This is a genomic window from Akkermansia sp. N21116 (genome assembly GCF_029854705.2).
GTDB lineage: Bacteria > Verrucomicrobiota > Verrucomicrobiia > Verrucomicrobiales > Akkermansiaceae > Akkermansia.
The window spans coordinates 3,478,114-3,497,179 of the sequence record NZ_CP139035.1; the positions used below are offsets into that span (position 1 = coordinate 3,478,114).

Below are 19,066 nucleotides of genomic sequence, written 5' to 3' on the forward strand. Positions count from 1 at the left end.
GAAAAGAAGTTCTACACACAAAAAGGGCCGCCCTGCCTCTCCCGGCAGGACAGCCCTTTAAAAACAGGCAGAAACCTGAACTTACGGATTCACCGCTTTAATAGCCTTGATCGTAAAGATACGCTTACGTTCTTCGTTAATCGGGACGATCGTCACGGATTCTCCCACCTTGTGACCAACCAGTTTCTTCCCGGCCTGGGAAAGGTAAGAGACAATGTGCTGCTCGGGATCGGAATCCCAGGCGCCTAGAACCGTGTAATCGACACAATCGCCGGATTCGCTTTCCAAGGTAACAATCGTTCCCATGGAAACGGCGGAAGTATCAGCGCCCTTGAAGTCAGTACCGCGAGCCATGGACAGATCGCGTTCCAACTCGGCGCGGCGACGGTTCAAAACGCGTTCCACTTCCTTGGCATCCTGATAGCCGGCATTTTCACGCAAGTCACCTTCGGCACGGAAGACGGACTTGTTGTGCTTGTTCTGCGGGATCTTGACGTTAACGAGCTCCTCGTATTCCGCCTTGCGTTTGTCCAGACTGCTCCAGGAAACGAAAACGGGTTCCTGTTTCTTCCTGGTATCGTCGCTTCCGTACTTGAGGATGATGTCCTGCAGTGTCGGATGGATACTCATCATGCGGGCAAGCAAGGCCTTGCGGTCCAACTCGGGGAACGCAGGAGAACCATAAAGAAGTTTGGCAAACTGACGGACTTCACCGAAAGGGACTTCCTTGATCATGTCACAGACAAGGTGGCTGTCGTCCATGATCAGATTCTTCAGGCGGAGCATGCGGTTCGGACCGCCGTCCATATAGTCCTGGTCAATCAGGGCAAGAATAGCGGAACCGACTTCGATGCAGAAAGCCCCCTTGCCATCTGTTTTTCTATTCCGGCAGATCCAGATCAGGCCGTCCGGCTGGAGGGTCTGGCTGAGAACACCCTTGCGGAGGTGTTCCTGCAAGGCAGCTTCCTGTTTCTGTTCCTTGATAAACTTGGCAACTTCGCCGACGGCACGAGCTCCGCCGAGGTCAAAGACACGCAATGCCTGTTCCACCCAGCCATCACCAAAAGCTACGGGATAGGCTTCGTAAATGCTCTTCTGGCGAACGGCGGGAATAGCGCCGAGGATTTCCGGCAAAGGCTCCATGTATTCGCACAGAATATCGGCCAATGCCTTGTACGAAGAAAGATCCTCTCCAATAGCCGAAGCGATCATATCGCGGATCACGGCAAGTTCCAGCGTCTGCTGAAGCACAATAGTACTACCGTTGAGAACATCTTCATTCAGCATTTGCAGCAGTTTCCGAGAACCTTCCTTGTCGGCCACCAGTTTTTCCAGCTTGGCGGAATCGACGACCCGTACCCGGGCTTTGATATCCTTATGGCTGCTGTAGTCGTCAATCACGGACTCCACATAACTCATTTCCTGCTGGCGAAGGCGGATGGCCTCACCCTTGCGGGTCGGCATCGCGAATTCCACTTTGCTGTGAAGTTCCGAACGAACGTTGTCCCACCAGTTTTTCCACTTGGCGGCGGGAACAACGCTTCCTTTGAGATTTTTTTCCAGTTCTTCTGGCTTGAGTTGGTTGTTATTACCTTCCAGCGTCACGCGGATAAGTTCGACAGGATTCGACTTGGCGAGTTCCTTCAATTTTTCCAATTCTTCGTAGCGTTGGACGAGGAAATGGTCGTCCGGGAGAAGGGTCAGAGACTTAAAAGCCAAATCAAGAGCCATCGTATGGCTTGATTTGGCTTCAAAATCGATCACCAGGGTTTTCTTCGGGAGGTTCCAACTGGAAACCTTCCCGGTTCCCCATTCCTTGTGGTGGCAATAACGACCGGGAGAGAGTTGATCAAGTTTTCCTGCGAGAGAGGGGCTGATTTTGCCCAACGATTTCAGTTTCTCCAAATCGGCATGCATACTTCGTTCACCATACCTCTTCCCCTCCGTGAATCAATGCGAATTTCCGTAATCCTGATTTCAGAATGAAATTTCTCTGCTTTATACAGGATGCGCCGAGAAAAGCAAGAAGGCAAGCCGGAAGTCTTCTGTGACAAAATTGGAAGAATTTTTCCTGGCAAACCAGCGATATGATTCTGTTGCGGCTTGACCTTGCGAGTCCAATGCAGTATGTGGGGGAGCCGCGTTTTAACCTCCGCGCACCCTAATCATGGAACCCATTTACGAAGGAAAGGCCAAGAGACTTTATACGACCGAAAATCCCAATGTACTCCGCATGGAATACAAGGACGATGCCACCGCCGGCAACGGCGCTAAAAAGGCCCAGTTTGAAAACAAGGGCAAAATGAATAAGGCCATCACGCTCGTCATCTACAAGATGCTTGAAAGCAAAGGCGTGAAAACCCACCTTGTAGCCGATGTGGACGACATCAACATCGACGTCAAAAAAGTTTCCATCCTTCCGCTGGAAGTCATCGTCCGCAACATCGCCGCCGGTTCGTTCAGCAAGCGCATGGGCGTTAAGGAAGGAACCCGCTTCACGAAGCCGATCGTCGAATTCTCCTACAAGGACGACTCTCTGGGCGATCCCTTCATCAACGATGACTACGCCCGGGAACTGGGTGCCGCTACGGAAGCCGAATGCCAGTTCCTCAAGGACCAGGCTCGCACGGTGAATGAAGTGCTCATCGATTTCTTCAAGCAAGTCGGCCTGACCCTCGTCGACTTCAAGATCGAATTTGGTCGCCTTGCCGAAGATCCGACTCAGATCGTTCTCGCCGATGAGATTTCTCCCGATACCTGCCGTCTGTGGGACATTGAAACCGGAGCCAAAATGGACAAGGACCGTTTCCGTCAGGATCTCGGCAATGTAATGGAAGCCTACGAAGAAGTGCTTGCACGCCTCCAGAAGAACGCCTGACTTTAGCCTCAACACCCGTACCTCTTGGGCGATATGACACTCCACTTTGAAGTAATCAGCCGATTTCAGGATGCAGCCAATGCCGACAACCTGCTGTACACTCCCCTCAATGCCGGCCTTCTCTTCCGCCGCAGCCGCGTTTATACGGTTGAAGTAGGAGGTGATGTCGACAAGGCCAGGGAATACCTGCTGAGCATTCTGGTCGATCACATCGCCCAAGAGGTTTCGGAACAAGAGACGCCCATGCTTGACGGGACTCTCTTCATCCTCGACTACGGTATGAAAGCCGGAGCGCTGGATCTGGAAAAAGAAGCCATCATCCAGAACTACCAGGGCCGTCCGGACATGCCGTTCTCCATTGACAAACTTAAAATCACACAGCGCGTGTATGTATTCGGGGAAGGCGACAAAACAGCTTTGTCCGCCCGCTTTGCCAAGGATGTGTGCAACCCCGCCATCCACAACTGGACTATCGCCTGATTTCTCGCAACCATCCTTCCCTATTTTCCGACCATGTCCGAAAAAACATACCGTATCGTTCCCATCCGCGACTTGACCAGCGACCAGCTTACCGAGCTGAGCAAGGCGCAAAAACTCTCCCTGTCCACCGAGGACATGGAAGTCATCCAGAAAATCTTTATCGAAGAAGGCCGGGAACCTACCGATGTCGAACTCGAAGTCATTGCCCAAACCTGGTCCGAACACTGCAAGCACCGTATCTTCTCCGCCGAGATCGAGCACACCTCCAATGGCAGCAAGGAAACGGTCAAAAGCCTGTTCAAAACCTATATCCTGCGCCCGTCCGAGGAAATTATGGCCCGCAAGCCGGGATTCGTCCTCAGCGCATTCGTGGACAATGCCGGATTCATCGGACTGGACGACAAACTGGCCGTCTGTTTGAAGGCAGAAACGCACAATCACCCCTCTGCCATTGAGCCTTATGCAGGGGCCAACACCGGACTCGGCGGCGTCATCCGTGACATTCTCGGTGCCGGCAAAGGGGCCAAGCCTATCGCTTCCCTGGACGTTTTCTGCTTCGGAGCCCCCGACACCGATCCACGGACGATCAAGGGAGACGACGTCATCCACCCCCTCGGCATCATGCGCGGAGTTGTCCACGGTGTCCGCGACTATGGTAACCGCATGGGCATTCCGACAGTCAGTGGAGCCATCCAGTTCGACCCGACTTACATCTACAACCCTCTCGTCTACTGCGGTACAGCCGGCGTCATTCCCCGCGAAGACATCCAGAAGGAAATGCGCCCAGGCCTGAAAATCATCGCTATCGGCGGCCGTACGGGACGCGACGGGCTCAAGGGAGCAACCTTCTCGTCCGCCGCTCTGGACGAAGCCTCCCATGAAGAAGACTTCACCGCCGTCCAGATCGGCAACCCGATCGAAGAAAAGAAGACACTTGATTTCATTCTTGAAGCCCGTGAACGCGGCCTGATCGTCTTTATCACGGACTGCGGAGCCGGAGGTTTCTCCTCTGCAGCCGGTGAAATGCTCAGCGAAACCGGCGGGGAAATCTTCCTTGAAAACGCCCCTCTCAAGGAACAGGGGCTCAAATCCTGGGAAATCTTCCTATCCGAATCCCAGGAACGCATGGTGCTCGCCGTTGAAGAAAAAGACATTCCCGAACTTCAGAAGCTAGCCGACACCTTCCAGACGGAACTGACTGTCCTCGGACACTCCGACGACACCGGCATCCTCAAGGTCTGGCACAACGGAGAACTCGTCTGCAGCATGGATAATTCCAAATTGCACGAAGCTCCCACCAAGCATCTGGTTTCCACCTTCGATTCAGCTCCCGCCAAAACCGGGCTCGACCTGCCGGACAAGGATCTGAACACTTCCCTCAAAACCGTCATGGCCGACTTCGCCATCGTCTCCCGCGAACCCATCATCCGCGAATACGACCACGAAGTACAGGGTAACACGATCCTCAAGCCCCTCGCCGGAGCCACAGCCGATGCTCCTCAGGACGGTTCCGTCGTCGCCGTCAACGGTTCCGACAAGTGCATGGCCATGGCCTGCGCCATCCTGCCCGAATGGGGAAAAACCGATCCCTACGCCATGGGCACCGGCACGGTGGACGAATGTGTCCGCCAGCTCATCCTTGTTGGAGCCAATCCCGACCGCATCGGCCTGCTCGACAACTTCTGCATGGGCAATCCCCACAATCCGAAGGAACTCGGGCGCATCGTCGAATGCGTCAAGGGCATCGCCCGCGCGGCTCTGGACTACAATGCCCCGTATATTTCCGGCAAGGACTCATTCTATAACTACTTCGAACTCGACGGCAAGGAAATCAACATCCCCGTCAGTTTCCTTTGCTCAGGATTCGGTATCGTAGAAGACCCCTCCCATGTCACGGGTTCTTCCCTGCGCCGCAATAACAGCAAGCTCTACATGATCGGTTACACGGAAGATGAAATGGGTGCTTCTGTCTTTGCCCGTATCAACGGCATCCAGGAAGCCAAAGTCCCCCAGACGGATTGCAAGGCTAACTTCGCTCTCTACAAGGCATACTATGGAGCCCTCACCGCCGGACTCGTCCTCTCCGCCCATGATATTTCGGAAGGCGGTCTCGCCGTAGCGGCTGCCGAAATGGCATTCTCCGGCAAGGGAGGCATCACGCTGGATCTCTCCAAGCTGCCGACGCGAGGCAACTGGAATTCCCCCGCAGTCCCACTCTTCAGCGAAAGCACCGGACGCATTCTCGTCGAAGTCGACCCCGACCTCGCTTCCGAATTCGAAGCAGCTATGGAAGGATTCCCCTGCGCCTGTATCGGAGAATCCACGGAGGATATCGACAGTCTCAAAGCTACATGCTGCGGAGGCAAACTCGTTCTCGACAGTTCCGTCAAAGAACTTAAGAAGCTCTGGAAAGACGGTTTGACTCCCTATTATTGATTCCTCATTCCCGTCTGATTTCAAACTTTTCCCCACCCTTTCATCATGCCTCACGCACTTCTTCTCAAGTACCCCGGTACCAACTGCGATGTGGAAACGGAACGCGCTCTTCTTGCATCCGGATTCTCCACACAGGTTCAGCCGATCGCGACGGCCACGCCGGATCATGTGAAAAAAGCCCAGCTCGTCGTCCTTAGCGGCGGTTTCAGCTATGGCGACTACGTCACCAGCGGCCGTCTTGCCCAGATGGAAACGGAACGCTTCCTCGGTGATGCCTTGCACAAACACCACGCCAACGGAGGTTTTATCTTCGGCATCTGCAACGGATTTCAGATCCTGACCAAACTGGGGATCCTGCCCAAGGCCAGCCTCATCAATAACAAGAGCGAACGGTTCGAATGCATATGGGATCGTCTCGTCAAAGTTTCCAAGACATCACCCTTCCTTCAGCTGCTTCCCGATGAATTCGAACTTCCTTCCGCCCATGCGGAAGGACGCCTCGTCACCAATCCGGGAGATGCGGAAAAATACCTCGCCGAAGGACTCGTCGCTCTTCAGTACGCCGACAACCACAACGGCTCCGCCAGCAACATTGCCGGACTTCAGGACAAAACCGGACGTGCCATGGGCCTCATGCCCCATCCGGAGCGCTTCCTCCTGCCCGACCGCCACTATGATCGCGACTGGGCGGGCCATCCAGACTGGGGCTGGGGATACTTCTTCTTCAAGTCCGCATTCAATGCCCTGAGCTAAGCACAGCCTTTCCCCGCCCGCCCCATCCATGACCAACACGGCCCTCATCGGATCGTCCTGTCCGCTCGGAAAACTCTGGGCGTCGAAACGGTTTTACGATTACCTGTTTGAACCGGAAAACTGGGATCTCATCCGCAACAAGCAATTCGGAGAAGTTCTTCTCATTGATCCTGCCTTCTGGGAAGGGCCGGCAGCGGCAAAGGCAGAACCGAACAAATACGCGACGCTGACCGAAAAACTGATCCATCGTCTCCACGAAGTAAAAATCGAACGTCTTACCTACATCACAACCCTTGATCTGCTGCCTCCGGACGGTGATGAAGATGCTGACCAGCTCACAGAAAGCAGCGATCCCTATTTGAATGACCGAATTAAGTTGAGAGACTTTCTCAACCTTCAATTTGGGAGAGTCCTTACGATCCGCCTACCTGAACTCATTGGCCTGGGACAGGGTTTTTCCGTGCTCGATGAACTCAAAAAGACGGACAAGAATACACTTCCTGTCTCCCTGCTGGAACGCCACCAGTTCTATCCGGTTTCCCGGATCGTTGCAGATGTTGAAACGGCGTGGATGTGCGGGCTTTTCTCAGCCAATCTTGTTTCCGAGCCGGTCACGACATTCGAACTCGTCGAAAAAATCGTGCCGGAACTTCAGGACAAGCTTCCTGTTGCGCATGAAACGGATCCCACCGGCAGCCTTCGTACATCCAAAATAGCTTTCATGTGGCATGATCCCATGACCGGCTACATTCTGGAAAAGGACGATCTATTCGAAGCCATCCGGTCAGCCTGCATCCAAGAACAACACTGAAAGTTTTTTTCACTACAATCTGACGCCGTATCCCGGCCCGTATCCATGGAAGTATAAATTCCACTACTCGCTGATTTCCATCTTGACACGGGGCCAGGATAGCCTCAAAAGTCTGATGTCAAGACATAGCTATGTTTTTTTCCCGCCGGCGCCATTCCAAATACACGCTTAACGAACTTGCCGTTCGGAGACAAAAGCGTGTAGAAGTCGTCCGGCATACCCTGCCTTTATTTGCGACGGTGCTGTTTTTTTTAATGGCAGCCCTTCTTTCCCTCCTTTGCCTCAAGCCTTGGAAAGAGCTCAGAAATCTGGAACAGGAACAAAGTTTTACACGGGCCAAGCTGGAAAAAGCCCACATCCGCCTCAAGCAAGCCAAACAGGAATACATCTGGATGGCTCAGGATCCGGAATATTTTGAAATGATTGCCAGGGATAAAAACAACCTTGCTCTCCCGGAAGAAAACATCATCCGTATCGAACCGGTGCATTCCATTCATTGATTCCCACCGTGTGCCGGAGGTGCTCCGCAGGAATTTTCCCTCCCCATCCAACCATAAAAAATGCCTTCCTCAAGGGAAGGCATGGATGAGACAAGGCAAACGATTTATTCAGAATACGAGACCGACGATTTCCGAATCGCTCATATCAGCAACGGACTCCTGTGAAGAAAGCAGGCATACGGCATCTTGCAGGCTTTCACTACCCAAAGAGGCATAAGCCACATCCAGCAGAAGCTCGTCATCCACAACCTGTACAGCATAAGTATCCTGAGACACGGAGGAATCCTGCAAGGAAATGACCAAACTCACGCAGACGACCAAGGCTGCCGCCACCGCTCCGCTCCACTTCCAGCGTCCCCATGAACCATGGGGCACAGGCACCGCAGGCTGTTCTACCGCGGAAATCTTCGCCATGATGGAATCGGCAAATCCGGCAGGGGCCTTAGCCCGCTCCGCCTTGCCAAGCAAATCCCATAATGGACGGTCTTCCTGATTCATTTCTTCCATAGTACTTCTGACTATTAAACACGCGGATTGAAAAAAAGTTCTGCACCGGACTCATTTTTTTTCATCCTTCATGCGTTGCCAGTTCCCTGCCATGCCACCGTCCATCAGGGAGCGGCGTTTGGCACTGCGTGATTTTACCTTGTCTCTCCCTTCGAATTCAAGCAAAGCCGTAAAAAAAGGAGTTTTTCCATCATCCCTCAGTAGAATCATCTCGCATGGATCCTTATCCGTATCCATCCTGTAGGAGAAGGTATGCCCTCTCCGGTCGTCCGGCAGAGAAAAACGTATTTCATGGGGCGACACATGAGCCTCAACCCGATAATGGGGATCGACCCAATCCCCAAGAACAACCTCGCGAGGATCCGGTTTCTCCCCCAGCAGAAAAAACAGGATAACCGCAAGAAGCACCCCGGCAACGGCAAAAACAACGACTTTCCTATTCACTCTTTTGTTCTATGGGAAAAAAATCTATCCCGCAAGACAGGAAGTGCCGCCTACCGGGAATATCCTTCCGGTAGGCGGCACCTCATTCAAATCATTTCATCAAAACAGCAAAAGATCACTGCCGAAACGGGCGGAAGTTCCCAGTTCTTCCTCAATGCGCAACAACTGGTTGTACTTGGCCATGCGGTCGGAACGGCTCAAGGAGCCTGTCTTGATTTGCCCGGCATTCAATGCCACAGCCATATCCGCAATGGTAGAATCCTCCGTTTCTCCGGAACGGTGGGAAATCACTGCCGTATAGCGGTTGCGCATCGCCATATCCACCGTATCGAACGTTTCCGTCAGGGAACCGATCTGGTTAACCTTGACGAGAATGGAATTGGCAACGCCCTTTTCCATCCCCTTCTTCAGGAATTCCACATTCGTCACGAAAAGGTCATCTCCAACAAGCTGGGTCGTAGCACTCAGTTTCTCCGTCAGGACCTTCCAGCCGTCCCAATCATTTTCAGCACAGCCGTCTTCAATTGAGGCAATGGGATATTTTTTCTTCAACTCCACATAGTAATCAGCCAACTCGGAAGCCGTTTTCTTACTTCCGTCGGATTTCTTAAAGACGTACAACCCGGAATCCGCATCATAAAACTCGGAAGACGCTGCATCCAACGCCAACACAATATCTTCTCCCAACTCATATCCCGCCTTCTCGACAGCAAGGGCAATACTGTCCAGAGCATCCTCCACCGATTTGAAATCGGGCGCAAACCCGCCTTCATCACCGACGGCAGTCGACAGCCCCCTGGAGTGCAGCACGTCCTTCAGAGAATGGAAAATTTCCGCACCATACCGGAGAGCCTCCCGGAAAGAAGGAGCCCCTTTGGGCATAATCATCAGTTCCTGAAAGTCAATCGGGGCATCGGAATGCGCTCCTCCATTGATGATATTCATCATTGGAACAGGCAGAACCTTCGCATTCGGTCCTCCGAGGTATTTGTACAAAGGCAACCCCAATTGGACTGCCGCAGCCCTTGCCACGGCAAGAGACACTCCCAAGATAGCGTTGGCCCCCAGCCGGGACTTGTTCACCGTACCGTCCAGCGACGTCATAATCGCATCAATATCCGTCTGCCGAGTCGCATCCCAACCGACAAGAGCCGGGGCAATCAAGTCATTGATATTACCAACCGCTCGGGTTACTCCGCGTCCATGGTAGCGGGATTTGTCTCCATCGCGGAGTTCCCAGGCTTCATGTTCGCCCGTCGATGCCCCGCTGGGTACGGATGCCCGTCCCAATGCTCCTCCGGCCAAGCGGACTTCTGCTTCAATAGTAGGATTTCCGCGTGAATCCAAAATTTCACGGCCTATAATTTGAATTATTCTCAATTCTTCCATGCGTATTAGAGTCCGTACACAGGAGTTTTCGCTCAATTTTTCTTTTCCATTTTCGTACATTTTCCATTTCTTCCTTCAAGTTTAACGCATATTTGGATTGAACCATGCACCGATTCATATACGTTGTTTGGCATGTCCCGGTACCATGGAGAACAAGTACTCGTTATTCCCCGATCCGCTTTTGAAGAAGCCGGTTACTTTCAGGGGACCAGCCCGGAGGCCAGCCATCTGCTGGACGCCTGCATGAAGCCGGGGGTAGCCCGTTTCATGGATCGGGAAGCAGCGGAGCAGGATTCCTCCTTCAAACAGATTATTCCTTATGGAATTTTCGTTCGCGACGGTAAAATCCTCCATTACACCCGCGGAGGCTCCGGAGGAGAAGCCAGACTGCACGACAAAGGTTCTCTCGGTATCGGCGGACATATCAACCCCATCGATAACCAGGAAGATACCATCACCCTCGCTACTTACATGGCCGGAGTCGACCGAGAAGTCCGCGAAGAAATTAGCATCAAAGGATCCTACACCCAGCACGTCATTGGAGCCATTAATGATGACACCAACGACGTCGGAGCCGTCCATCTCGGTATCGTCCACCTCTTTGAACTGGAATCGGGCGACGTCACATCCAACGAGTCCGCCCTAGCCAACCTTTCTTTCAAATCCCCGGAAGAACTGGAATCCTCCGAACTGTTCGACCGACTGGAAACATGGGCTCAACTCGCCCTCCGCCTTTTCCGTAACAGTTCTTCAGCCAAATAATCCCCCCTTCTATCAACATCAACAGAAGACTCCCATGAATTCCCAATTAAAACTCCACGGTCTCGTCGCCGCAGTCCATACGCCGTTCCTCGAAAACGGAGACCTGAACCCCGCAGCCGTTGCCGACCAGGCACGCCACCTGTCCGAACAAAACGTCAAACTTGCCTTCATCACCGGCAGTACGGGAGAGTCCTCTTCCATGCAGCTTGCCGAACGCAAGGAAATCTATGCCGCATGGAAAGAAGCAGGTGAGAAGTATGGCGTCGGCGTTATCGCCCACACCGGTTCCAACAGCATCCGCGATGCCCGGGAACTGGCAGCCTATGCCCAGGAACTCGGTTTCCTGGCCACAAGTTCGCTTGCACCGTCCTATTACAAGCCCGGCACTCTGGAACTCCTTGTCGATTGCTGCGCCGAAGCTGCAGCAGGAGCTCCCAACCTCCCTTACTACTTCTACGACATCCCCGTGTTGACCGGCGTCCGCTTCAGTCCCGTCGCCTTCCTCAAACTGGCCAAGGAACGCATCCCCAATTTTGCAGGGATCAAATTCACCAATCCCGATCTTGCCCTGTACATGGATGCTCTGAACTATGAAACTGGTGCATTCGACCTCCCCTGGGGCGTTGACGAATGGTTCCTGGGCGCCCTCGCCACCGGAGCCAAAGGTGCCGTCGGCAGTTCCTTCAACTTTGCTCCCGCCCTGTACCAGAAACTCATGGCTTCCTATGCGGAAGGAGACTTGGCTACGGCTCACGAATGTCAGCTCCTTTCCGTCAAAATGATCAACATCCTGGCGTCTAAAGGCTACATGGGATGTGCCAAAGCAGTCCTCGGCTGGCAGGGAGTCCCGCTGGGACCGGCCCGCCTGCCCCAGGGCAATCCGTCCGCAACTGCCCTGAAGGAACTCCGGGCAGAACTCGAAGCCATCGGCTTCTTCCAGTGGGCACTCAACTAATCCGGTCAACCATGAGCGATTCTCTCGATCTGAAAGAACTGGGCGAATTCTATAAAGACCGCCTGCTCAACGACGTTGTCCCGTTTTGGTTCCCCCGCGCCGTTGATACCCGGCATGGAGGCCTTCTGCATTGCTTCGATGCGGACGGCTCCATCGTCGATACCGACAAATCCGTCTGGGCCCAGGGCCGTATGGCCTGGATGCTGCTGACCATGTATCAGAGCATCGAGAAACGTCCGGAATGGCTTGCATGGGCGGAAAGCGCCCTCACTTTCCTGGAGCGCTACTGCGTCGACCCGTCCGATGGCCGCATGTACTTCCATGTAGCCCAGGACGGCACCCCGATTCGCAAGCGCCGTTATGCCTACAGCGAATCGTTTGCCGCTATTTCCTTCGCCGCCCATGCGGCCGCTACGGGGAACGGCGACTCAGCCGTCAAGGCACGCCATTGGTTCGATATCTTCACCCGGATCCACTTCGAACCCGGAGCCATGGAACCGAAGTTCACGGGTAACCGCCCGGCAACCGATCTGGGCTCCCGGATGATCACCCTCGTCACCGCCCAGGAAATGCGCCGGTTTCTGGGCAAAGACCCCTTATTCACTCAATGGATCGACCGTTGCATCAACGACCTGGTCACCCTGTTCATGAAGCCCGACATCAAGGCAGTCATGGAAGTCGTAGCTCCGGACGGCAGCATCATTGATCATTTCAATGAACGTACGCTGAATCCCGGCCATACGATCGAAGGCGGATGGTTCGTCCTGGAAGAAGCCCGGCAACGCGGCAACGACCCAGCCCTGATCAAAATCGGCTGCGACATGATCGACTGGGCCTTCGCACGCGGATGGGACCGGGAACAAGGCGGACTGCTCTACTATTGCGACGTTTACAACAAACCCGTCCAGGAATACTGGCACAACATGAAATTCTGGTGGCCTCACGACGAAGCCCTCATCGGTTCCATGCTTGCCTATGTCCTGACGGGAGAATCCCGCTACGCCACCATGCACAACATGGTGCACGAGTGGTCCTTCAACCACTTCCAGGACAAAGAAAACGGAGAATGGTTCGGCTATCTCAACCGCGACGGTTCCCCTTCCAATACACTCAAGGGCAGCCTGTGGAAATCCTTCTTCCACCACCCGCGCGCCCTATGGACTTGCGCCAAGTATTGCGGGGTCATCAACGACTGATGCCGTAAGTTAAAAACACATTTGGATCCAACGGTTCGCACCACATTTGATGCGAACCGTTTTTTCGCTTTCCAAACCCGAATTTTCGTTTCATTATCTGCCCGCCTCCTTATGAAGAAATTGATTCTAGCATTCGCAGCGCTCGTCGCCCTCTCCGTCATGCCCGCCATGGCTCAGCAGAAGGGTGCGCCAAGCTACATCGCAGTTGAATCCAACTCCGGCAAAATACTGTTCAGCAGCAACGCAGAGAAGGAACGCCCCATCTCCAGCCTCGCCCAGGTTGCCACTGCTCTTGTCGCCCTGGACTGGGTGGAACGTACCAAGGTCGAACTCAACCGTATCATCACGGTTCCTCAGGAAGCCTATGCCATCACGATGGGCAACCCCATGAACCTCCGGCCCGGTGACCGTATCACCCTTCGCGACGCTCTTTACTCAACCCTGCTGGGAGCCGATAACGTTTCTTCGCTGACCATCGCCAATTTCGTCGGCAGAGACCTGTCTGCCCGCCGTGGCGGAGGCTCTCCGATCAGCCTGTTCGTCCGTGAAATGAACAATCTCGCAGCGGCCATCGGCATGAAGAAAACGCATTTCGTTGCCCCTCATGGTCTGGAATCTCCCGATTCGGCCTCCACCTCCTGCGCCGTTGACCTGGCTCTTCTAGGCATGTACGCCACCCAACGGCCAGCCTTCTGCTTCATCGTCAAGCAACCCAGCCGCCGCATCGGAGTAGAAACCCTCTCCAGCGGAACGCAACTTTACGACGTTACCAACACCAACGCCCTCCTTGCACAACCGGGAGTCGACGGAATCAAAACAGCCAAATCAAGGATCTCCGGCCCTTGCATTCTTCTGAGTGCCACGCGCAATGCCTACGTCAGGCAAAACCCGCAAACAGGCAAAGACATGATCTACCCTCAGCGTCTGGTCATCGTCGTACTTGGCACGGAAGACCGTTACAAGCTTTCCAAGAGTCTTATCACTCATAGCTGGAAATCGTGGGAACGATGGATCAACTCGGGGGCTCCCGCGCTTGATCACAAGGAATTCCTCCAACTTCCCACTGCTCAACAACCAACCAAATAATAGCAAATGCCGGGATAAACTCCCGGCAATTTCATTCAACTCACTACTTCAAAAAATTATGAATATCGGTATCCTGAACAGTGGAGGAGATTGCCCCGGACTTAATGCGGTTATCGAAGGAGCCGTCGGCGCCGCTTCCAGAAAAGGCTGGACCGTCTATGGTTTTTACGACGGCTTCGAAGGTCTCCTCTCCGAGCCGGACAAACCCCGCTACGAAATTCTCACTCCCGAAAGCTGCCGCAACATCCGCTCCATGGGCGGCACCATCCTCGGCACTGTCAACAAGGGCAACTTCGCGATCAAAGTAGGCATCGGCCAAAAAGGTGAAATTGAACCCTCGGTTCTCGCCAAGACCAAAGCCACGGTAGAACGTCTCAACATCGAAGCCCTGATCGTTGTCGGCGGAGACGGTTCACAATCCACAGCCCTCCTCCTTTCCGAAATCGGTCTGCCTGTCGTCGGAGTTCCCAAAACCATCGACAATGACCTGGGAGCCACCGACGTCACCTTTGGCTTCAACAGCGCCGTAGAAGTCGTCACCGAAGCCATTGATCGCCTCCGTACTACCGCCTGCGCCCACCAGCGCATGATGGTTGTTGAAGTCATGGGGCGCCATGCCGGATGGATCGCCCTCCATGGTGGCATTGCAGGTAGTGCGGACGTCATCCTCCTCCCCGAAATCCCCTTCGATCTCGGAACCGTCGTCGCATCCATCAACGAACGCAAAGCGAAAGGACAGCGTGAAATCATCGTCGTCGTCTCCGAAGGCGCCATGCTCGCCAACGAATTAATTCTCATCGACGCTGCCACTCAAGGTGAAGTCCGCCTAGGAGGTATCGGCAATGTCATCGCCGAAAAGCTCGAAGAAGCCACCGGTATCGAAACGCGAGCCTGCGTCCTCGGCCATACTCAGCGCGGCGGATCCCCCTGCGCCTTCGACCGCGTCATCGGAACCCGCTTCGGAGCTCATGCCATCCAACTCGTCTCCGCCGGGCAATTCAGCCACATGGTTGCTCTGCACGGTACGGAAATGGTTGCAGTTCCGATCGAAGAAGCAGTCAAAACGCTCAAACTGGTCGATCCCGGCTGCCAACTCGTCCAGACCGGTCGCGACTTGGGCGTCTGCTTTGGCGATCAATAAACCGAGGAACTCTCCTCGACTTTCATACAAGGGCTGTCTCAGTCGGATTTTTCAATCCTTCGTGAAACAGCCCCCGAGCTGCATGCTATCTCTCGCTCCGTAGGAGAAAGGGGGTCATTGAAGTTTGATGACGGTGTCTATGCTGTCCCAGGCTACGCCTGCGGGCAGGGTGATTTTGTATTGGTCATCTACTTTTTCAAGTTTGGCAGCCTGCCCGTTTCCTTTGCCGTTCACGATGATGGTTGCCTTCGTGAATTTCTCTCCGATGTCTTTGATGAAGAGCGGCTCGTTTCCTTTAAGCTCTTTTCCTTTTTGAGCGATCAGCGGACTGATATGCAGATAAACGATTTTTTTGCCGCTGTTGGTTGTTTTGTAGCAGCTGCCGCCCCAGGGTTCGTCTTTGTAGGGGCCTCCGCGGGTATTGTAGATAGCCTCCCGGTAGGGGGCGATCCATTTACCCATGGCCAAGAAGGTTTCTGCCTGTTTCGGATCCAGAGTACCCAGCGGGGTGGGCCCGATGTTGTAAAGCAGGTTGCCGTCCTTGACGGTGTTGTTGATCAGGAATTTGATGGAGGTTTCAACGGGTTTGACCTTGGCCTTGGAGGTATAGGACCAGTTGCCTGTCCAGCGTGTACCGGGAATGTCAGCCACGGTCATGCAGCTTTCCCAGGGCGTTTTATCATTGAACGGCCCCAGCTTGCATTCCGGCGTCAGGAAGTCGCCTTTCAGGTCGTCGGCCAGCGGCCCCTTGTTGCCTCCCCTCGTGCCGTTCATGCGGTTGTTGACTAGAATGTCCGGCTGGTACTGCTTGATGCGGCGCATCATGGTACGCGGATCCCACTGGTTCAGGGAGCTATTGCCCAGGCTGTCGAACCAGAGCACGTCTACCTGGCCGTAGCGGGTGAGCAGTTCACTGAGCTGGCCGAAGTAGTATTCCAGATAGCGGTAGTGCTGGTTGGTCAGGTAGTAGGGATTGTACCAGTCCCGGCCGGAATAATAGAAGCCCAGCCTGAGCCCTGCCGCATGGGCCGCTGCCGCGAACTGCCCCACGATGTCTTTGCCGTAGGGAGTGTTGGCGATGGTGAATGTGTCGTAGTCGGAGGGGAAGTTGGAGAAGCTGTCGTGGTGCTTGGTGGTCAGAACAGCGTATTTCATGCCGCTTTTTTTGGCCACGGACATCCACTTCCTGGGATCGTATTGCTTGGGGTTGAAGCGGCGATGGGCTGAGTCATATTCAAAGTCTATGACGTTTTGGTGGCCGCTCGCACTGTCCTTGGGGCGCGCCGCATTGCGTTCCCAGCTGATTTCCCGTTCCAGCAGGGAAGAGGGGTTCCAGTGCACGAACAGGCCGAATTTGGCGTCGCGGAACCATTTCAACTGCTTGTCATTGGCCTTGAAGTCAAAGAGTCTGTTGATGGCTTCATTGATCAGGTCGCGGTCCCGGACGGGGGAGAAAACATCTTTTTCAGGAGAAAGAACCACCAGGCCTTCCGCCATGGGCTGCATGCGGAAGTTTGGTACGGGGGCCTTTTCCTTGTCTCCCTGCCAGAGGTGGAGTTTCAGGGCCTTGGCCACGTTGCCTATTTCATAGGCCTTCTGGCCGCCTGCTTCCTCCATGATTTCGTCCGGCAGCTCTTTGTTGAAAACGGCTTGCACAAAAGGATGGTTTACGTAGATATTCCCGTTTTCCCGGAAAGGCCTGACATCTTCAGGCAGCGCTATCCGTTTGTTTCCGACCATCGCGTAAGGCGCGCCGTGGAGTTTATCTGTATCGACGGTGAAGTAAACGGCGTCCTTGAGTTTTTCGGACAGCTCCTTTTGGAGTGCATCCACATTTTCCTGGTAGCTTTTACCGGGATCAAAACGGTTGTTGATGCTTTCCGCCTGCTCTTCCGTGATGACCGGGCCTATCCATTGGCTGGCGATGGCGTCCTTGGTCCCTTTGCCCACAATGATCCGAAAGTATTTTCCGGCGTCTTTGTCCGTCAGGGTGTAGGATTCCGCATCCTTGCCCTGCTGCACCGGAACGGGTTTTCCGTTGCGGGAATCCGCTTTTTCCCATTGGATGACAGGTTTGGTCGCTTCATCGTCAGGAGTGCTGTAGCGGCTTTCCAATGTAGTGCCAACTACTTCTTCACCGTCAATGTAAGCTCTGAGCCATGGAGCTACAGGACCTCCCCAAGCTGGCATGAGGAGCGTCCCTCCAAGCGCGGTAAGAAGATAGAATGCATGGTGTCTGAGTTTGAACATGGAAAAAAGCTAAATGAAGAATAGTGGGGAGAACAGAATAAAAGCAGGAATTTAATAAAAGACCAGTGATGGTGGTTTATGGATTTTTTTCTGGTAAGATTCCGTGGAAAGGGCGTTTTGTACGATTTTTTCAAAAAAACAAAGGGGTTGCCTCTTTTTAGAGAGACAGCCCCAAATAATAAAAAGAGCTAATATTTGATTACCACGGAGGGTAAAATGCTTCGTGGAATCGGAGCAGGGCTTCGAGGATCGCAACCACGAAGCCCTGGCTTGTATTGAGCACGAGAGACAGCCAGATTCCCGCCCTAGGGCGGAGAATGTCAAAGAGTCAGTGCCGATACAAGCCCCATCCGGGGATCCGATCATTCCAAATCTCGAATAGTTGAAAGGACCGTCTCCCCGAGATGAGTCCGCATTTGAGGAGGAGATCAGAATGAAGCCCAACAAAACAAAAATCAATCGTGAAGTAGGAGAAAACATACCTCAAAAGAACTATGCCGGAGTAGATATATCCAAAGACTATTTGGATATCTGCCTTCAGCATAAAACCTACCGATTCACCAACAACAAGACAGGACATAAGAACATGTTCCGTCTTTTTGAAAAACAGGAACAACCAGTTCATGTCGTGTATGAGTCCACCGGCTATTTAAGCCGTCGGCTTATCCCCGTTTTCATGGACGCCAATATCTCCCAAACATGCCTTAATCCGGTACGAGTAAGAAACTATGCCAGAAGTGAAGGACTACAGGCCAAGACCGACCGTTTGGACGCTCAGGTGCTCTGCCAATTGGGAAAAGACAAACAACTTGAGCAAGACTATCCACTTACCCGAGAAATTCTTCAGCTCAAAGAATACGAAAGTGTCCTTACTTTTTATGTCAAAAGACGGGCACAGTTGAAAAACGAGCAAAAAGCAACCAATCAGCCGTTTCTGAAACAGCAATTGGATCAAGCCCTGAAGCAGGAAGAAAAACGCATAGAGGCGTTGCAGGTTCAAATGGAAAAACTCATCAATACTCATCAAGAGCTAAAAGAAAAGTATGAAACCTATTTGAATGTTAAAGGAATAGGGAAACGCAATGCCATGGCGTTGATTAGCCTCATGCCCGAATTGGGAAGCATTAATAGAAAGCAGGCGTCAGCCCTACTCGGAGTAGTGCCTTATTCCTGGGAAAGCGGAACGATGAAAGGAACACGCAAAATACATGGGGGCAGAAAGGAACTGCGCCATCTTCTCTATTTGGCAACGGTTAGTGCCTTGAGGTGCAATGAAATCTTGCAGGCGAAGTACAAACATTTTCTCTCTGTGGGAAAAACACGAAAGTGTGCACTTATTGCCTGCTGTCATTCTCTAATCATTTATCTCAATAGCTTAACGAAAAAAATAATTCCCCCGGATGCAGCGTCGCACGCTGCCGGGGGGATTGGGGGCGAGTAGCCCCCATTTGTCTATTTCTGAATTATAGTTGACTCTT

The 19,066-nt window shown here is 53.3% G+C and carries 17 protein-coding genes; 12 read left to right on the forward strand and 5 right to left on the reverse strand.

The features are described 5' to 3' along the window. Positions 1–81: 81 nt before the first annotated feature. Entirely contained in the window at positions 82–1,917 is a 1,836-nt protein-coding gene (locus QET93_RS13115) for a GreA/GreB family elongation factor (protein WP_280131329.1), read from the reverse strand. A 250-nt stretch (positions 1,918–2,167) separates the two neighbouring features. Between QET93_RS13115 and purC the strand changes: the two genes are divergently transcribed. The 6 genes from purC to QET93_RS13145 all read left to right on the forward strand — a co-directional run bounded on the left by purC (position 2,168) and on the right by QET93_RS13145 (position 7,858). Then, entirely contained in the window at positions 2,168–2,878 is a 711-nt protein-coding gene (purC, locus tag QET93_RS13120; RefSeq protein ID WP_280126809.1) for a phosphoribosylaminoimidazolesuccinocarboxamide synthase, read from the forward strand. Positions 2,879–2,911: 33 nt separating this feature from the next. After that, entirely contained in the window at positions 2,912–3,358 is a 447-nt protein-coding gene (locus tag QET93_RS13125; RefSeq protein WP_280131328.1) for a hypothetical protein, read from the forward strand. Between the two features lie 33 nt (positions 3,359–3,391). Further along, positions 3,392–5,794, forward strand: coding sequence for a phosphoribosylformylglycinamidine synthase subunit PurL (gene purL, locus QET93_RS13130; protein WP_280131327.1), 2,403 nt, complete (start codon positions 3,392–3,394; stop codon positions 5,792–5,794). Between the two features lie 45 nt (positions 5,795–5,839). Continuing rightward, a complete protein-coding gene (locus tag QET93_RS13135; protein ID WP_280126806.1) occupies positions 5,840–6,547 on the forward strand; it encodes a phosphoribosylformylglycinamidine synthase subunit PurQ in 708 nt (235 codons plus the stop codon). A gap of 28 nt (positions 6,548–6,575) precedes the next feature. Next, positions 6,576–7,358, forward strand: a complete 783-nt coding sequence (locus QET93_RS13140) for a hypothetical protein (protein WP_280131326.1) — start codon at positions 6,576–6,578, stop codon at positions 7,356–7,358. 131 nt (positions 7,359–7,489) lie between these two features. Next, a complete protein-coding gene (locus tag QET93_RS13145) occupies positions 7,490–7,858 on the forward strand; it encodes a septum formation initiator family protein (RefSeq protein WP_280126804.1) in 369 nt (122 codons plus the stop codon). Positions 7,859–7,966: 108 nt separating this feature from the next. Here QET93_RS13145 and QET93_RS13150 read toward each other — a convergent pair whose 3' ends face one another. The 3 genes from QET93_RS13150 to eno form a co-directional block, all read right to left on the reverse strand. Next, a complete protein-coding gene (locus QET93_RS13150) occupies positions 7,967–8,356 on the reverse strand; it encodes a hypothetical protein (protein WP_322190024.1) in 390 nt (129 codons plus the stop codon). 60 nt (positions 8,357–8,416) lie between these two features. Then, a complete protein-coding gene (locus tag QET93_RS13155; RefSeq protein WP_280126802.1) occupies positions 8,417–8,809 on the reverse strand; it encodes a hypothetical protein in 393 nt (130 codons plus the stop codon). A gap of 99 nt (positions 8,810–8,908) precedes the next feature. Then, the gene (gene eno / locus QET93_RS13160; RefSeq protein WP_280131324.1) at positions 8,909–10,198 is read right to left on the reverse strand and encodes a phosphopyruvate hydratase; all 1,290 of its coding nucleotides are present in this window, start codon (positions 10,196–10,198) and stop codon (positions 8,909–8,911) included. Positions 10,199–10,330: 132 nt separating this feature from the next. Between eno and QET93_RS13165 the strand changes: the two genes are divergently transcribed. The 5 genes from QET93_RS13165 to QET93_RS13185 all read left to right on the forward strand — a co-directional run bounded on the left by QET93_RS13165 (position 10,331) and on the right by QET93_RS13185 (position 15,338). Further along, entirely contained in the window at positions 10,331–10,960 is a 630-nt protein-coding gene (locus QET93_RS13165; protein ID WP_280131323.1) for a hypothetical protein, read from the forward strand. Positions 10,961–10,994: 34 nt separating this feature from the next. Next, a complete protein-coding gene (locus QET93_RS13170; protein WP_280126799.1) occupies positions 10,995–11,915 on the forward strand; it encodes a dihydrodipicolinate synthase family protein in 921 nt (306 codons plus the stop codon). A gap of 11 nt (positions 11,916–11,926) precedes the next feature. Then, a complete protein-coding gene (locus QET93_RS13175; protein ID WP_280131322.1) occupies positions 11,927–13,111 on the forward strand; it encodes an AGE family epimerase/isomerase in 1,185 nt (394 codons plus the stop codon). A 111-nt stretch (positions 13,112–13,222) separates the two neighbouring features. Continuing rightward, entirely contained in the window at positions 13,223–14,197 is a 975-nt protein-coding gene (locus QET93_RS13180; RefSeq protein ID WP_280126797.1) for a serine hydrolase, read from the forward strand. A 58-nt stretch (positions 14,198–14,255) separates the two neighbouring features. Beyond that, positions 14,256–15,338, forward strand: coding sequence for an ATP-dependent 6-phosphofructokinase (locus tag QET93_RS13185; protein ID WP_280126796.1), 1,083 nt, complete (start codon positions 14,256–14,258; stop codon positions 15,336–15,338). Positions 15,339–15,452: 114 nt separating this feature from the next. On the opposite strand, the gene QET93_RS13190 is transcribed toward QET93_RS13185, so the two are convergent. Beyond that, positions 15,453–17,588, reverse strand: a complete 2,136-nt coding sequence (locus QET93_RS13190; protein ID WP_280126795.1) for an alpha-L-fucosidase — start codon at positions 17,586–17,588, stop codon at positions 15,453–15,455. Positions 17,589–18,021: 433 nt separating this feature from the next. Between QET93_RS13190 and QET93_RS13195 the strand changes: the two genes are divergently transcribed. Beyond that, complete coding sequence (locus QET93_RS13195; protein ID WP_322189958.1) at positions 18,022–19,029, forward strand: IS110 family transposase; 1,008 nt, start codon at positions 18,022–18,024, stop codon at positions 19,027–19,029. The last annotated feature ends 37 nt before the right edge of the window (positions 19,030–19,066 follow it).

What these genes read in the sequence shown, in the direction of transcription:
- QET93_RS13115 (WP_280131329.1), bottom strand. Translation starts at nt 1,917, where the DNA reads ATGCATGCCGATTTGGAGAAACTGAAATCGTTGGGCAAAATCAGCCCC.
- purC (WP_280126809.1), top strand. Translation starts at nt 2,168, where the DNA reads ATGGAACCCATTTACGAAGGAAAGGCCAAGAGACTTTATACGACCGAA.
- QET93_RS13125 (WP_280131328.1), top strand. Translation starts at nt 2,912, where the DNA reads ATGACACTCCACTTTGAAGTAATCAGCCGATTTCAGGATGCAGCCAAT.
- purL (WP_280131327.1), top strand. Translation starts at nt 3,392, where the DNA reads ATGTCCGAAAAAACATACCGTATCGTTCCCATCCGCGACTTGACCAGC.
- QET93_RS13135 (WP_280126806.1), top strand. Translation starts at nt 5,840, where the DNA reads ATGCCTCACGCACTTCTTCTCAAGTACCCCGGTACCAACTGCGATGTG.
- QET93_RS13140 (WP_280131326.1), top strand. Translation starts at nt 6,576, where the DNA reads ATGACCAACACGGCCCTCATCGGATCGTCCTGTCCGCTCGGAAAACTC.
- QET93_RS13145 (WP_280126804.1), top strand. Translation starts at nt 7,490, where the DNA reads ATGTTTTTTTCCCGCCGGCGCCATTCCAAATACACGCTTAACGAACTT.
- QET93_RS13150 (WP_322190024.1), bottom strand. Translation starts at nt 8,356, where the DNA reads ATGAATCAGGAAGACCGTCCATTATGGGATTTGCTTGGCAAGGCGGAG.
- eno (WP_280131324.1), bottom strand. Translation starts at nt 10,198, where the DNA reads ATGGAAGAATTGAGAATAATTCAAATTATAGGCCGTGAAATTTTGGAT.
- QET93_RS13165 (WP_280131323.1), top strand. Translation starts at nt 10,331, where the DNA reads ATGTCCCGGTACCATGGAGAACAAGTACTCGTTATTCCCCGATCCGCT.
- QET93_RS13170 (WP_280126799.1), top strand. Translation starts at nt 10,995, where the DNA reads ATGAATTCCCAATTAAAACTCCACGGTCTCGTCGCCGCAGTCCATACG.
- QET93_RS13175 (WP_280131322.1), top strand. Translation starts at nt 11,927, where the DNA reads ATGAGCGATTCTCTCGATCTGAAAGAACTGGGCGAATTCTATAAAGAC.
- QET93_RS13180 (WP_280126797.1), top strand. Translation starts at nt 13,223, where the DNA reads ATGAAGAAATTGATTCTAGCATTCGCAGCGCTCGTCGCCCTCTCCGTC.
- QET93_RS13185 (WP_280126796.1), top strand. Translation starts at nt 14,256, where the DNA reads ATGAATATCGGTATCCTGAACAGTGGAGGAGATTGCCCCGGACTTAAT.
- QET93_RS13190 (WP_280126795.1), bottom strand. Translation starts at nt 17,588, where the DNA reads ATGTTCAAACTCAGACACCATGCATTCTATCTTCTTACCGCGCTTGGA.
- QET93_RS13195 (WP_322189958.1), top strand. Translation starts at nt 18,022, where the DNA reads ATGAAGCCCAACAAAACAAAAATCAATCGTGAAGTAGGAGAAAACATA.